Annotated in this window: 12 protein-coding genes; 8 read left to right on the top strand and 4 right to left on the bottom strand. The window is 40.9% G+C overall.

Translation table 11 applies throughout. The features are described 5' to 3' along the window. The first annotated feature begins 794 nt into the window (after positions 1-794). Positions 795-4,379, top strand: a complete 3,585-nt coding sequence (locus tag GJB62_RS31485; protein ID WP_245246236.1) for a plasmid replication protein, CyRepA1 family — start codon at positions 795-797, stop codon at positions 4,377-4,379. 174 nt (positions 4,380-4,553) lie between these two features. Here GJB62_RS31485 and GJB62_RS31480 read toward each other — a convergent pair whose 3' ends face one another. Further along, a complete protein-coding gene (locus GJB62_RS31480; RefSeq protein ID WP_114083256.1) occupies positions 4,554-5,201 on the bottom strand; it encodes a site-specific integrase in 648 nt (215 codons plus the stop codon). A gap of 250 nt (positions 5,202-5,451) precedes the next feature. Between GJB62_RS31480 and GJB62_RS31475 the strand changes: the two genes are divergently transcribed. Further along, positions 5,452-5,655: a hypothetical protein gene (locus tag GJB62_RS31475; RefSeq protein ID WP_147262530.1), complete on the top strand. Its 204-nt coding sequence runs from the start codon at positions 5,452-5,454 to the stop codon at positions 5,653-5,655. 864 nt (positions 5,656-6,519) lie between these two features. On the opposite strand, the gene GJB62_RS31470 is transcribed toward GJB62_RS31475, so the two are convergent. Further along, entirely contained in the window at positions 6,520-7,179 is a 660-nt protein-coding gene (locus tag GJB62_RS31470; RefSeq protein WP_114083217.1) for a hypothetical protein, read from the bottom strand. A gap of 763 nt (positions 7,180-7,942) precedes the next feature. Here GJB62_RS31470 and GJB62_RS31465 point away from each other — a divergent pair. The 4 genes from GJB62_RS31465 (at position 7,943) to GJB62_RS31450 (ending at position 10,741) form a co-directional block, all read left to right on the top strand. Next, positions 7,943-8,269, top strand: coding sequence for a hypothetical protein (locus tag GJB62_RS31465; RefSeq protein ID WP_114083218.1), 327 nt, complete (start codon positions 7,943-7,945; stop codon positions 8,267-8,269). Positions 8,270-8,307: 38 nt separating this feature from the next. Further along, a complete protein-coding gene (locus tag GJB62_RS31460) occupies positions 8,308-9,291 on the top strand; it encodes a hypothetical protein (protein ID WP_114083219.1) in 984 nt (327 codons plus the stop codon). Beyond that, the gene (locus tag GJB62_RS31455; protein WP_245246235.1) at positions 9,275-9,982 is read left to right on the top strand and encodes an ATP-binding protein; all 708 of its coding nucleotides are present in this window, start codon (positions 9,275-9,277) and stop codon (positions 9,980-9,982) included. Before GJB62_RS31460 ends, GJB62_RS31455 begins: the two co-directional genes overlap by 17 nt. Before the next feature lie 165 nt (positions 9,983-10,147). Then, entirely contained in the window at positions 10,148-10,741 is a 594-nt protein-coding gene (locus GJB62_RS31450; RefSeq protein WP_114083220.1) for a DUF6753 family protein, read from the top strand. 190 nt (positions 10,742-10,931) lie between these two features. On the opposite strand, the gene GJB62_RS31445 is transcribed toward GJB62_RS31450, so the two are convergent. Continuing rightward, positions 10,932-11,594, bottom strand: a complete 663-nt coding sequence (locus tag GJB62_RS31445; RefSeq protein ID WP_114083221.1) for a response regulator transcription factor — start codon at positions 11,592-11,594, stop codon at positions 10,932-10,934. Positions 11,595-11,796: 202 nt separating this feature from the next. On the opposite strand from GJB62_RS31445, the gene GJB62_RS31440 reads away from it, so the two are divergent. After that, entirely contained in the window at positions 11,797-12,597 is an 801-nt protein-coding gene (locus GJB62_RS31440; RefSeq protein ID WP_245246234.1) for a sensor histidine kinase, read from the top strand. 13 nt (positions 12,598-12,610) lie between these two features. Next, entirely contained in the window at positions 12,611-12,853 is a 243-nt protein-coding gene (locus GJB62_RS31435) for a hypothetical protein (RefSeq protein ID WP_114083222.1), read from the top strand. Here the strand turns inward: GJB62_RS31435 and GJB62_RS31430 are convergent. Beyond that, on the bottom strand, positions 12,850-13,620 hold the full coding sequence (locus GJB62_RS31430) for a hypothetical protein (RefSeq protein ID WP_114083223.1): 771 nt from the start codon (positions 13,618-13,620) through the stop codon (positions 12,850-12,852). The two genes, GJB62_RS31435 and GJB62_RS31430, sit on opposite strands and share 4 nt — an antisense overlap.

The following is a 13,620-nucleotide window of genomic DNA, read 5'->3' as shown; positions in this document are numbered from 1 at the left end:
TCTGCGGTAAGTACCGTCTGAGCAAAAGTCTTTTTCTATTAAACATTATCTAAGGTTATCACAAGTCCTTAGATACTCCAAAAACACTTATGGACTACGGAGATATTGAAAACTCAAAACAAAAAAAGAAGATAGCGTCGATACCAAGTGACTAGAACTTCTGTAAGATCAAGCTAATTGGAGGAAAATATGGAGGAAAATATGAAACCATCAAAAAGCCTAAAGCACAAAGCGCCACTAAGGAGTAGGCGCTTTGTCTGTTTGTAAAATTCATCGTTTAAAAGAGCGGGGCTGATCTCGAAGGAACAAAATAAATTGTCGTTGAAGTTTGGCGACCAAGACGACTACTAAATTTGTCCGAGAGTATAATCCGCGCTACCAGATCCATTATAGGGTCTGCCGCTTGGAAAGTCCATTCCTTGCGGTAAGTTTTGGCTGTCGAAATTCATAAGTTTTTATAAAGTTAAGTCTAATGAAGAAAAATTGCGAATTTTATAGCAAAAAGCAGTAGTAGCGCGAATAACAGTTACCAGTTATCAGTCAGAGTCTTTGATAACTGTTGACTGATAACTGATGCAGCCCCCTCTGAAGCTTGTAAACCAAGTTATCAGGGAAAATATCGTGAAAAACAGAGAACGCCCCAAGAGCGCAGTGTTAGAGCGCATGGGGTCGAGTACAGCTTTCGCACGGCAATTTTGTGCTGTGACGAAGGGAAATTTTCGGAATATCCAGGCTAGAGCAAGAGTTTCGCAGCTTGAAAGAGTTCTCTCTAAGGAATTCCGAGGGGAGAACCGATGAACCATACCCCGAATATTACGGGGGAAAGGTTAAAGGGAAAAGGGAAAAGGGATAGAGAAGAGTTAACAAATTCTTCCTCCCCTTCCCCTTTGCCCCTTACCCTTGACCCAGGCGCAGCCTCTCCAACTGAATATCCAAACAATCTCACGGCAGCGGAATACCATGAGTTGTTAGCTGGTAGCGCCATTCATCCGGCGTTGATTAAGCGCAACTTTTTCCATGTAGAGGGAGAATCAGTTTATGATTTCCTGTTCATATCTGATAAAATCCCACGCAAGAATGCAGGGCGAGTCACCGATGGATACTTAAAGCTGTATCAGCATTTGCTGTTGGGTGGGACGTGGATTCAATCACTTGACCCATTCAAGAACTGGCAACCAATGGAGTGGGGAAGGATCAAGCCCAACTTTCCTCGTATTGATTGGCAAAAAGGGAAACCCGTCAAATACGAGTCGCCCCCCAAAACCCCCAACCGCGTTACCTACTTTGATGTCGCTAACCCCATCTGGGACAAAGTTGCAAAGCGTTATTTAATTAAGCGCTATCATTCACTTTTAGCATTGCGCTTACTGGATCAACTCAATCCACTAATATTTTGGGAGTGGATAAAGCAACACCCAGAGATTCCGATTATCTTATGCGAAGGGGAAAAAAAGGCTGCTTGCTTGCTGAGTCTGGGTTTTGTAGCGATCGCACTTCCGGGAATTTGGAACGGGCGGGTCGGAAGACGGGATTTTGATGAACGATTGCATCCTGACTTAGTACCGATGGCTCAGGCGGGACGCAAGTTCATTATATTATTTGACTACGAAACTTCTTCTAAAACTAGGTGGTCGGTGTTTCAAGCCACTGTTCGCACTGCAAAAGCAATCTTAGCGGCAGGTTGCTTATGTGAAGTTGCATTACTGCCGGGGCCAGAAAAAGGCGTTGATGATTTCGTGGTAGCTAGGGGTGAAGATGCCAATGTCTTACTAACTGCAATCATAGACGATGCCAAATCACTTGCCGACTACCAGCGCTCCTATCGAGCTAAGAAATGGGGACTCTCTAAGTACAAACCGGATGTGACAGTCAATATTAAATATTTGACCCAAGCACTCTGTATTCCTGATCTGGAGGAAAAATGTTCATCAGTTCAGCCGCTTTACGATATTTCACAAGAGCAATTGTTCACCCCAAGTGTTAGCTCTATAAGCTGTGGGGAGGGAGAAAGAAAACAAGAGTTAATAATTTCTGACTGCCCTGACCCTAAACCTTGTACCCAAAATCCCAAAAAGTCTTTCCGTTTTCCAGACAAAGGACTAGTCGTACTCTGGAGCGACATGGGTACAGGCAAAACTGAACTTATGCGCTGGTGGCGTGAGCAAAACCCCGATGCTCGGTTCCTCAACAACGGGCATCGCGTCAACCTGCTGAAGAATTTAAGCGATCGCCTGAGAACTGCGATGTATTCAGACTTGGGTTACACAGGTTTAGCTCAAGCCCAAGCCCTTAGTATTACCATTGACAGCTTGCACAAACTCAATACGCAAGCGCTGATTTATGGCTGCATATTTATAGATGAAGCTTGCCAATACCTTACCCACCTACTACACAGTAATACGTGTAAACAGCACCGTGCAGCAATCTTGGAGGTACTGGAATATATAGTATACAACGCGCCACTAGTCGTCCTTGCCGACGCACACATGGATGATTTAACCGTGGACTTCTTTCGGGCAATGCGACCAGTAGGTGAAGTACCTTACATCGTCAAAAATGAATGGAAAAATGGCTCACGCACTATATATTGGTACGAAGGCAGTAATTCAAGCGCCCTAGTTGCCCAAATCTCGGCAGCCCTGATGCAAGGTCTGAAAGTCATGGTTGCAAGTGACTCCAAGCGTTTCATCAAAAAACTCGAAAAGTCTTTTACTATTAAGTACGAAGATCCTAACTCTGACCAATCCCATACACCCCAAAAATGGCGCATCTGGTCTGTCCACTCCGATAATTCCGGCAGTGATGAAAACGTCGCTTTCATTAAAGATATCACCAACGCCGTCAAAAACTTTGATGCCTTGTTCACCTCTCCCAGCCTGGGTACTGGTGTCGATATTTCCCAGTATCATTTCGATTTGGTGTTTGGTGTTTTTCACGGCGTTTCCCAAACTGCTACTGAGTGTGCCCAACAGCTTTACCGTTATCGTCCAAAAGTCCCGTTTCATATTTGGGTGGCCCCACGTCCCCCCTTTGGTTACAAGGATACCAATGCTACCAAGATTAAAGAGCGCTTGCTCCAAACCAATGAAATGACCGCTTTTCTGTTGCGGATTGACCGTCAAACAGGCAAGCGGGGCGCAGAGAAAGATTGGGCGCTTGAGGCTTACTGCCAAATTATGGCTAACCGCCACTATTCTCTCAATAATCTGCGTGATGATTTGCGATCGCTTCTCACCGAAATGGGCAATACATTTATATATGTGGGCAGTGATTCAGATCCTCAATCTCTTGAAAGTCTAAAAGCAGCAGCACAAGCTTTGGATCGTGCCCACAATTCGGCTGTTGCCAAGGCCAAGAATATTACTTTGAGCGAGTACCGTGCCCGTCAGAGCAAAGATTACCTTGACCCTAATGAAATTTTTGAATGCGAAAAATTCCGCATTTCTGATTCTTACGGCATCGAAGTAACCGAATCACTCGTAGAAATGGATAAAGGTGGTCGCTTAATTAGAGCCTTAGCTGGACTTGAAGCCATTTTAGCCCCACCCGAAGAATCGTTTACTGACCCCAAAACTGGGCAAACTTATCCTACCCCACCAACAATTGTCACCCAAAAAGACCGCAATGAGCGGGATAATTTACCTTTGTGCATCGACTGGGGCAATTATTCGGCGCGGTGGCTTGCTAGATTTAACCTGGGACTGCATCAAATTCTCACTTCTTTAATGAAGGGTGATGAAGTTACTGCCGACGATTCCACCTTACTCAAGATGACGGCGATCGCCAAAAATTGTGCTGCTCACGTCAAAGCAATTCTTGGGTTTACTATTCCCAGCGACTGTAAACCTATTTGGTTGCTAGCTACTTTAGTAGAGCAGCTGGGGTTAAAGTTAACTTTCCGTAAGCAGGGCAAGCGCGGTCAACAGGTGAAACTTTTCTCTTTATCTAAAGAGGAATTGGAATTTGCTCTCCAGGTAATTGCTCATCGCGTGGAAAAGCGTAATCAAAAAGAAAACCGAACCTGTTATGCTCCCCAAACCCCTACTGTGTATAGTGTAAACCCTAATCAGCAGGCCGTATCCACACCCCCCCTTGATGCTATAGGGAACTCCCATTGCCAAGGGGAGGATACTACCGAATTTGAGTCGCCTCCGACCGATCGGATTACGCTACTCCACTGCGTAGAAATACTTCGCTCTGGTATTAAGCAAGGGGTTGACGCGATTAAAGGCATCCTTAAGCGATGGGTTGAGGATTTGCGCTGGGATACGGTGCTGGAACTTGAAGCGATCGCGGCAAATGAACTGCGACTTGTCGAGGCAGCAGTACCGGAATTTTATGCCTTGCTGAATGAAGAGGTGTTGCCGATGGAGGGATAAAGCCTACGCCGCGACTGAGCTACGTAACCTAGAGCAATCTGTGCCTCATTTTTATCAGTGGCTTTGGCTTGAAATGTTGCCTATGGAATTGTAAATGGCTTTTTGGAAAAATCCTTATAGCCTTTATTGGCTATTAGTCCTGTCTAGATCAACTAATAGGTATTTCCTGATCTATCACTCCGATGATAACCTCGTGTTATCCGCATTTTGCATGTCTTGATTGTTGCTGCTAATTGATGGCGGTGATAGCATCGATAACGCCGCGATCGCACCCCGGACTTGGGATGGTTCCACCTCCAGATAATTTTGCAGTTGCTCTAAGTTGCGATGTCCGCTAATTTCTTGGATGACCCGCAATGGAATTCCGGCATTGCTCATGAAAGTAAGTGCGGTTCTGCGGCAACTGTGTGTGCTTGCTCCTTCGATGTCCGCACGTTCGCAAGCTTCTCGAAAGATTAGGCTTGCATATTCTGAGTGCAAGTGACCCCGCCCCCATCTACCAGGAAACAAAAAACCGTCACGGGAGTTTGTCGGTTTGTAAGTAGCTAGGAAGCACCTTAGTTCTGACAAAATCGGAATGCTGCGGGTAGCTAACTTTCCCTTTGTATTCCCTTTACGGATGATCAGCTCTGCTCTGATCCGTCCCTTGCTGTTATAAACATCTTTAATTTTTAGGGTAACTGCTTCATTGACGCGGCAACCCGTATACAGCATCACGCCTATTAGGGTTCTGTCTCGCTCTGTGGTTAACCCCAAAGTAAACAGACGCTGGATTTCTTCTGCCGACAAAACCTTTGCCTTCCCGTGACGGTCAATTTTCACAGCCCCGAACCCCCGATAGTTAATCATTATCGCCGATGCTCCCGTCCCAGGATTTATTTCGGTGAAAAAAGTGTGGAACTGTACTGCAATGTGTACTAGTTTCTCTACCGTTTCCCTTTCCCTGTTCACGGACAAAGTGAAAATTGTGGCAGTTTGTCAGCAACAGAATACCCCCGTCACCTGTAGCCAGAACGGTGTACTAATGCTGTACTATTCCCCTGCCATTTAAGCGCACTGGAGAAAAAGCCGATTGCCATTTGGGACTGCCATCGCTCGTGCTGCACAAGCAATAATCACCTTTATTTATCATGATGAGCGATCGGTTGACTCAATCACTCTTCGTCCCAGTTTACCTAGCCACTACCTTTCTTCATGCCATTGGGCTATAGCCAATGCTCCTATATTGAAAAACCTAAAGATAGATGAAAAAAATAAACTAAAAATGGCTTTATAGTTAATAAGTGATATAAAAAATTAAAGAGCATACTCTTAACAGTTAACTACACAAATATTACAGGTGTAGGTTTGGGTTAAAGAAAACGGGCAAAGGTGCTTATTTAAAGAAACTTGTACAAAATTCTTCCCTGCTTCTGTTGCTTTCATGCCAAATCAAGCTTATCGGAATAGCCTGTTTTTTAATCGCTATCACGCCATAAAACTATAGAGTCATTTTTAGTTTATTTTTGAGAGTGGTGTGATTGCTTATAAAAAATTCTTCAAGAAATGGGTAAAACTTGCGTGCCAAAAACTCAAACTGTTCTGCAATTGATTCCGAACTTGTCCTGAATCAATTTTCAGGGTGAACGCCAAGATGCTCCCTGATGGCTGAAGGGACTTTAGCTGATTGCGAGTTAGTTTATGAGGTCGTAAATTATACAGTCAAAAATACAACTTTAACATCGAACGAAATCCCCGTGCTGTATCATGATACTTGTCTAGGTAAACGAATAAGCTTATGTTAGGTTCATTTAGCCTATTTACCTAGATGAGTATAATGCAGGAAATTTTACTGCATAGCGATGCTTACAGTAATTATAATTGCGTAAATCAAGGTTTTTATATTACAAAAACATTTATACACAGGGCATAAGGGAAGGCACAGACATTGTTTGGCATGGTGGTCTGCAAATTCCCGCTCCTTTTAACACCCTCGATCTTGGCTCATATAAAGGATTAGTTTTTCAGAATCATAATTAAGTTTTTGCCGACCAATGGTCGGCAAATTGCGATGCCGATCAACCAATTAGTTGGTTGCGCTGGAGATGGAGGAAGTCGGCGCGACAGAACTGCGATCCAAGGAAGCGACTATGCCTGATTTTTACGATTGCGTCTTCTTCCATTCTTCAAGAGTCAAGCAAGTTTTCCCAGTGGGTATTAATCCTGTGGTTGCTGACACACCGAACTTTGTCAGCGCATAATTTTCTACTTCTGCGTCCTTGAAGGCAAGTTCTACTACTGTTTGCTTCTCTTGTTTTGACAGAGGTTCAACTTTCACATTCTCTGGCGTAGGAGTAGTGCCTGTCTTCTTGAGCATGAAATTTTTCACATTGTATAAGCCTTCTTCTCGCGGCTTCCCTAAATTTAAGCATCCTCTTGATTTCACAAATAGTCCTGTAGTCCAAAAATTACTTACAAAATCCTGTTTGTTAACAAACTGAACTCTATCCGCTCCCCAAACATAAACAGGCTGGAAATATCCCTTAGTTCGAGGGATTTTGGTTTCGTTGCACCTTGTTCCGTTTTTGTATGGAGCGTTCCAGTCTCCGCATACCTTCCAGGTTATTCTATATAAGTTAGGTGTCTCTTCTACATATTGCCTTATTTGCTCCTGTACTTCCTTATCTTTTTGGCTTTGCACATCAGTTAACTTAGCCGCATAATCATTATCTGCCTGAGCCACCTTGTCTCCTTCAGACTGGCAAGCGCCAGTACCCGCACCTATCAAAACAAGGGCTATGAGTAAACCTATTTTATTCATAAAAAAAACTCCAACAATTAATACGCGAAATTAATTACCGATTTTCTTGTTTAAGCAATATCTACTTCTTAGAATGCTTGACTACAAGCTGCAAATATTATACATATTTGTTGCATATATGCAATCAATTTTTAACAGTTTTTAGTCATAGTTCTACTAGTTCGCTTTCGTAACGAAAGCGGGGTAAAGGGCAATGGGGAAGGGGAAAGGGTTTAAATCCCAAAACCAGTCCCCTTTTCCCTTTCCCCAGTCTGAAAAAACGCATTTTTGGGTTGGCAGACTACTACCCTTCCACAGCCATCGGCAACTGAAATCACATAGAGGCAATGGACTTCTTGCAGAAGTGGGTTAAAGGGGAAAGGGGAAGGGGGAAAGGGGTAAGAAAAAACCTTTACCCTTTAACATGAACCCTTTTCCACAAGAGTGCAAAAGTCACTTTTGCAAGAGGTCTAATGGCGCACAGAGCGTCCAGATATATCGTCACAGTACTGTCTGATACAGTTCACAGCCCTAATGGTAGGTGAGGTGATAGCGACCTCTGGATCTTCCTATAGCGCAGGATGATTTTGTGTTGCTACTTGTTAAAAAGTAAATAAAAAATAGTACAACAATTATGAAAAAAGAACAAGTCACTTGAGTACGGAAAAAAATAGCACTAAAGTTTCTTCATCTTTTAAGTAGGAATATGTCATAGATAAAAGAGCAAAGTTGAGAAAGAATTTGTGCGTGAGCATAATTGGCATAAGTAACATCTAAATCAGCAATGAAAAAAATATGGACATTTTGGGAATTTGACCATACATTGGGTAGCGCGGTTCGAGTAATATCAACTCCATTAGGGCTAGAGATATTTGCTGAAGATGTATTTCAGATTATTGCACCAGAATTAAATAATGAAAAAATAGTGCCTCTGCATATTCAAGTTAGAGAACGTCATGTAGTTCTTGGTGAGCAAATAACAATAGTAAAAACTTTAAATTCTGGAGCTATATATAATTTAAAAGGCATAGTAGAAGAACAAATGATTAATAATTTTACGCAATGGATAAGGAGTAATGTCTTACCGATATTTCAAAAAGATTTCTTTTAGAGAATTGAGAACAAATCTGAATTATGAGGAGAAGAAGAATGACACAAACTATCAATAACAGTCAAAATGGAAATATTAATGGCAAAGCTGATATATTGGCAATTGAAGCAGAAGAAATAAAGCTAAATGATTTAACACCAGAGCAGCAGTTAGAGTTAGAGAAACTAAAGTTAAACCTGGATATGGACTCAGATGCAGATAAAGAGGCAGAAGAAGTAACTAAAACTCCCCCAAGAAGATTAGTAATAGTAGACGGGGGGAAAGGTGGAGTTGGTAAATCGATGTGGACGAGAGGATTTTTACAAACTTGTATAGATGAGAAAAGAAGAATTGTGGCAGTAGATGCAGATAATTCTAATCCAGATTTGTTGAGATATTATGGTGAGAACGGTGAGCATTGTCAAATACAGCAGTTAAATATTTTTAAAGATGGAAGTATAGATAGATTTTTTGATCAGGTAAAGAGAATGATGGAGCCAGAGCCAGATACATATAATCAGCTGCCACCACCAGAATCGCTGTTTTTATTAGAATTGCCACCCCAATCAAGACAAATATTTAAAAAATTTATAGAACAAGAGTTCTTGGAAACAGCCGCCAATGATTATGACATTAGAGTAACAATGGTCGTGGTAATTAGTCGAGTATCAGATTCGGTAAAGCAATTAATAGATTTATACAGCTTTTGCGGAAATAAAGTAGATTACATAGTCGTTAGAAATTTATTTTATGGTGAGGAGTCAGAATTTTCTAGATATAGCAACTCATCAATAGTTCAAGAGATAAAGCAAGAGTTATTAAAAGCAGGAATCCCTTTATTCGATATTACAATGCCGGATTTGCTTGAATATGCCTATGATTATTTAGATGAAAAGTCACTAACTTTTTCTGAAGGAATAAAGCAAAAAGAACTACCAGGAGTGAAAATGCGGGTGAAAAGTTGGCTAAAAACTTTTAAACAGCAAATTTGTCCAGTTAAGCATCTCTTAGGGCTGGAGAGTATAAATGTTGAAATCTTCTAAAAGAATGGTAATGACTGTAGGTGACTCTCGTGTAGGCAAGTCTACAGTTATGAAACTGTTGCTGGAAATTTATCAAATTCAAGGTAAAAGATTGAAAGTTTATGACCATGATAATCGTGATAGACTTTTGGCTTACAAAGATTTAGTGTGTATTGAAAAGATAGATTTTTTCAATAAACAAACGGACAGGATGTTTATTGATCTGGTAGCTGATGATATAGATATCATTTTAGTGGATATGCCGGGGCAGCACATAGACAAAATTTGTCAGTATATTGTTGAGTCTGAACTATTAGAAGCTTTAGCTGAATATGGATGGAAGCTAACGTTTCTGCAACCGATATCACATAGAACGGACTGCATAGACTACTTAACTCAAATCATCCAAACTGCTACTAACAATGCCAACTATGTGATAGTGAAGAATTATCATTTTGCACCAGAGTTTAGGGAATATGACGAAAAAATGCAGAAAACTCTGTTAACAATAGGAGGAACAGAAATAAATTTGATGGCTTTACATCGAAATCACTATCAAGCGATGGAGAAAGCTGTCAAGCCATATTCAGAAGTTTGCCAGGATTTCTCAATAATTTTGTTTTGGAGAAGTTTCATTTTTCAGTGGATTAAAAATTTCCGCCATTCAGTGATAAATGACAATTTGGCTATTAAATATTTAGGGCTTGATTGATGACACTACAACCCGGATTTCTTACCCCACTTCGAATGGAGGAGTAATGAGTTATGAGTAATGAGTTATTAGCGAATACTTTAATATCTTACTCATTATTTCTTACTCTTTACTCATTACCCATTACTTATTACTCATCATTAAACGCAAAGGAGCTTGTGAGAAATGCGAGTACAAGACACATTACAAGGCTACTCCCCATCAGAACAAAAACGCATAGTTGAAGGGGCATATCAACTAGGAATTACACCAGATGATCCAGTTTTTAGGATGATGGCGACGCTGGGCAGATATGAAGAAACGATCATAGACCTCCAGGCAAGAATGGAGGCAATGATAGAAGCATGGGCAGCATTAATAGACCAAAAACTAGAGAAGACAAGTAAATCTGCCGAGTCAATGCACTATACGGTTGTCTCCAGTGCTGTGCGTGATGAGATGAAAAAAATTAAGCCCACCGACGCAGGTATGAAAGTGCAGGCAGGCTGGGGATTGGGGACAGTATCTCTGGTGTGTGGATTAGTAGCGGCTGGCAGTACCTTGCTGGGTTCGCTGACCACATGGAATCTGGTGCAGAATGTAGGAACGAATCAGTCAGTAGTAGTCTCACGTAACGAGATAAAGATTCTCCAATGGGCAAAATCCCAAGAGGGAAAGCAGATGTATCAAATAATCTTGAAGAATCAAGCAGCAATTGAAGCCTGTCAAACACAGCAGAGTAAAACCCAGGGCTATTGTTTAATTCAAGTAGGTAAGTGAAAAGCACTTAACCCGGATTTCTCACCACACCTCTCAAAGCCTGCGCTTGTGCAGGGGAGCAGGTTCGCTAGTGGGAGCAGGTTCGCTAGTGGGAGAGAACAAAAATACCAAGTTCTTTCTTTCCCCTCTGCCCCTGTGCCCCTCTGCTCCTCTGCTCCATCAAAGCAGGGAATCTTGTGAGAAATACGGGTTAACTAACTTGGGTAACAGTGTTTGAGATATAGCCGAGTTCAGAGGCTTTTAGAATAGCATTGATGCGATTATCAACACCTAATTTAGAATAAATATTCCTAGCATGATTTTTGACCGTGTTTTCACCAATGAACAGCTTGTGACCTATCTCCTTATTAGATAATCCGGCAGCGATTAATGACAAAACATTAATTTCTCGCTCGGTTAAGTGGTCATCAAAGATTTTCCCTTTGATTTTGGGCTTGTGAAGAAGATTTAACAAACCTCTTTTAATAATTTCGGAATCAAATAAACTTTTATTATTATGAGTGGTTCTGATCGCCTCTAAAATCAAAGAAATGTTATTTTTTTTGAGAATATAAGAATCAGCGCCACTGCCGATAGCAGCATTGACAATTTCTTGAGAAGAATTGCAGGAAAGGACAACAACTTTAGTGTTACTGCGATAAATCTTGATTTGCTTAATGACCTCGACTCCAGAAATGTCGGGTAAACCGATATCCACAAGGACAACATCAGGCTCCCACTGTTTGACGATATTAATACCCTGCTCACCAGTAGAAGCATTAGCGACCATCTCCATATCTGGTTGCTGTTGAATAGCAGTAGTGATGCCGAGTCTGAATACCTCTTCATCCTCAATAAGTACTAATCGAATCATATAAAGCTTTGATTGTTTCGATTGTTAGATACTTCAATATTTATATCACATTTATTGATGCTAAGTGTTTTAATATATATATATAAACGTAAACTGGAAACAGTTATTTTAGAAAAATATGGCAGTCAAAATTAAGTAAAAGTATTAGTACTAAAGTCTGAGTGGATAAAAATTTTTTCAGTCTAAAATAAAAATATTCTAGATGAAAGAAAATTTAATTAGCATTCATAAAAGTAGCGAAAATCACAATCTATCTTGGGAAGCATATATGGAGCAAGAATCTCTAAGCAAGCAATTGGATTTCTCATCTCTGTTACATGATGTATCAAGCAGTTTTAGAGCCACATCATTAGTGCTGAATCAGATAATTGATGGTGCTTATGGACAGTCTTTAGAAGAAATCAGACCTCTTTTGATAGGTTTGCAAGAAATGAATGAGCGAGGACTGGGCTTGGTTGATAGAAGAACGCCTTATTTAGAACCTAGTCTAGCAACGTTAAGGCAGTTTGATATGTTAGATTTTTTACAAAAGCTATATTTTCAATACAAGGTAATAGCAGAGTATCATTCCTTAAATCTCCACTATGAAACGCAAGTAACATACAAGCATGAAACGCAAGTACGGGGTGACAGCATAAGTATTGACAGAATGTTATGCAATATCATAACTAATGCTATTAAGTACACCTTGCGAGGAGATATATTTATAAGACTGCTCAATCAAGATGATGATTTAATTGTTGAGATTGAAGATACCGGCTGTGGGATTGCCGCCGAACAGCTATCAAATATATTTATTCCGTTTTGGAGAGCGCCCCAAAGTAAGTTATCTGATAAGCCGGGCAGAGGAATGGGGTTGTATATTGCCTGGATGGTGGCTTCTGCTCACGGACTGAGTATGAGGGTAGATTCGGTAGCCAAACAAGGAACCAAATTCACCATTATATTTCCTTACAAAGATGACGAGATATATGGGGTTGATGGTAGGATGTGCCTCAAATAACAGAGGTGAGTTGATGCGTTACTTGTATGATGTGAAACTTTGGGACAGGATTGAAACAGGAGTGGAAGTTCTAATTTTTGCGGCTTTGATGATAGCGGCAATCATCAAACTGGGGCACAACGATTTTTTACAAGCATTGTATTACATAGTATTAGCTGTTATCATCTCGCCCTGGTCACAATTCGAGCGGGTGACTAAGCGATATGTCTTAGTAAGTGCGTACATTCTTGGGTTGTTTGTCGGGTATTTTAGTTAGTCTAACTCTGGGCCGTCAGGAGAACGCTCGTTTTGTTGTTGCTGTGGCTGTTGCTGTTGCACTCTTATATCAAAGTTGATCAGCTTTTGTGTTTCTTGTGGTGAAAGGTGATTGTGTATTACTTTGTATTCTTCGTTATCATCTACTTTATAAGCACTAAAAGCCGATTGATTATCACTTTTGCGCCAAACAGTCAGACGCTGCATACCTTCTCTCATCAACAAATTTAATTGATAAGCCATGCCTTCATAGACCCGACCACCAATAGTATCTTGTCCCTTTGTAACGATAATATTCATTAGTGCAGGAATCAGAGACTTTTTAACAACCTGATTATTTTCAGTCTCAACCAATTTTGACTGTTGGCTGTCAACAAAAGGCAGTTTGCGCCCTTTAGTTTCTAATATCTGCTGCAAGAATGTCTTTTTCTTTTCATTGATCAAATCTTCAACTCTTGTTGAGTTATCTATATCAGGTGTTCCCTCAGATTTATTTAAACCAAATTTTTGGGCGTACTCTTGGTAGTATTTTTCCTTAAGGGATTGCCTGTAATCTTCAGTAATTTGAGCATTTTGGGACAGGTCTAAAGTATTTCTCATCTCACCAATAATATTTTCGCGCTGTGTGGGGTCTAGTGCGGGGGTTATTGACGGTGAAGGTGGGTGTTTCTCCATCATCAGCGACAGTCTGTAGGCCATTTGGTTGTCAGAAAAGCCACTGTTGCGGTTGATGATAGTGATGGTTTCGGCTACTGAGCTAGATTGCAT

The organism is Nostoc sp. ATCC 53789 (genome assembly GCF_009873495.1).
Taxonomy (GTDB): Bacteria; Cyanobacteriota; Cyanobacteriia; order Cyanobacteriales; family Nostocaceae; genus Nostoc; species Nostoc muscorum_A.
This window is presented reverse-complemented; position numbering and strand designations above follow the sequence as displayed.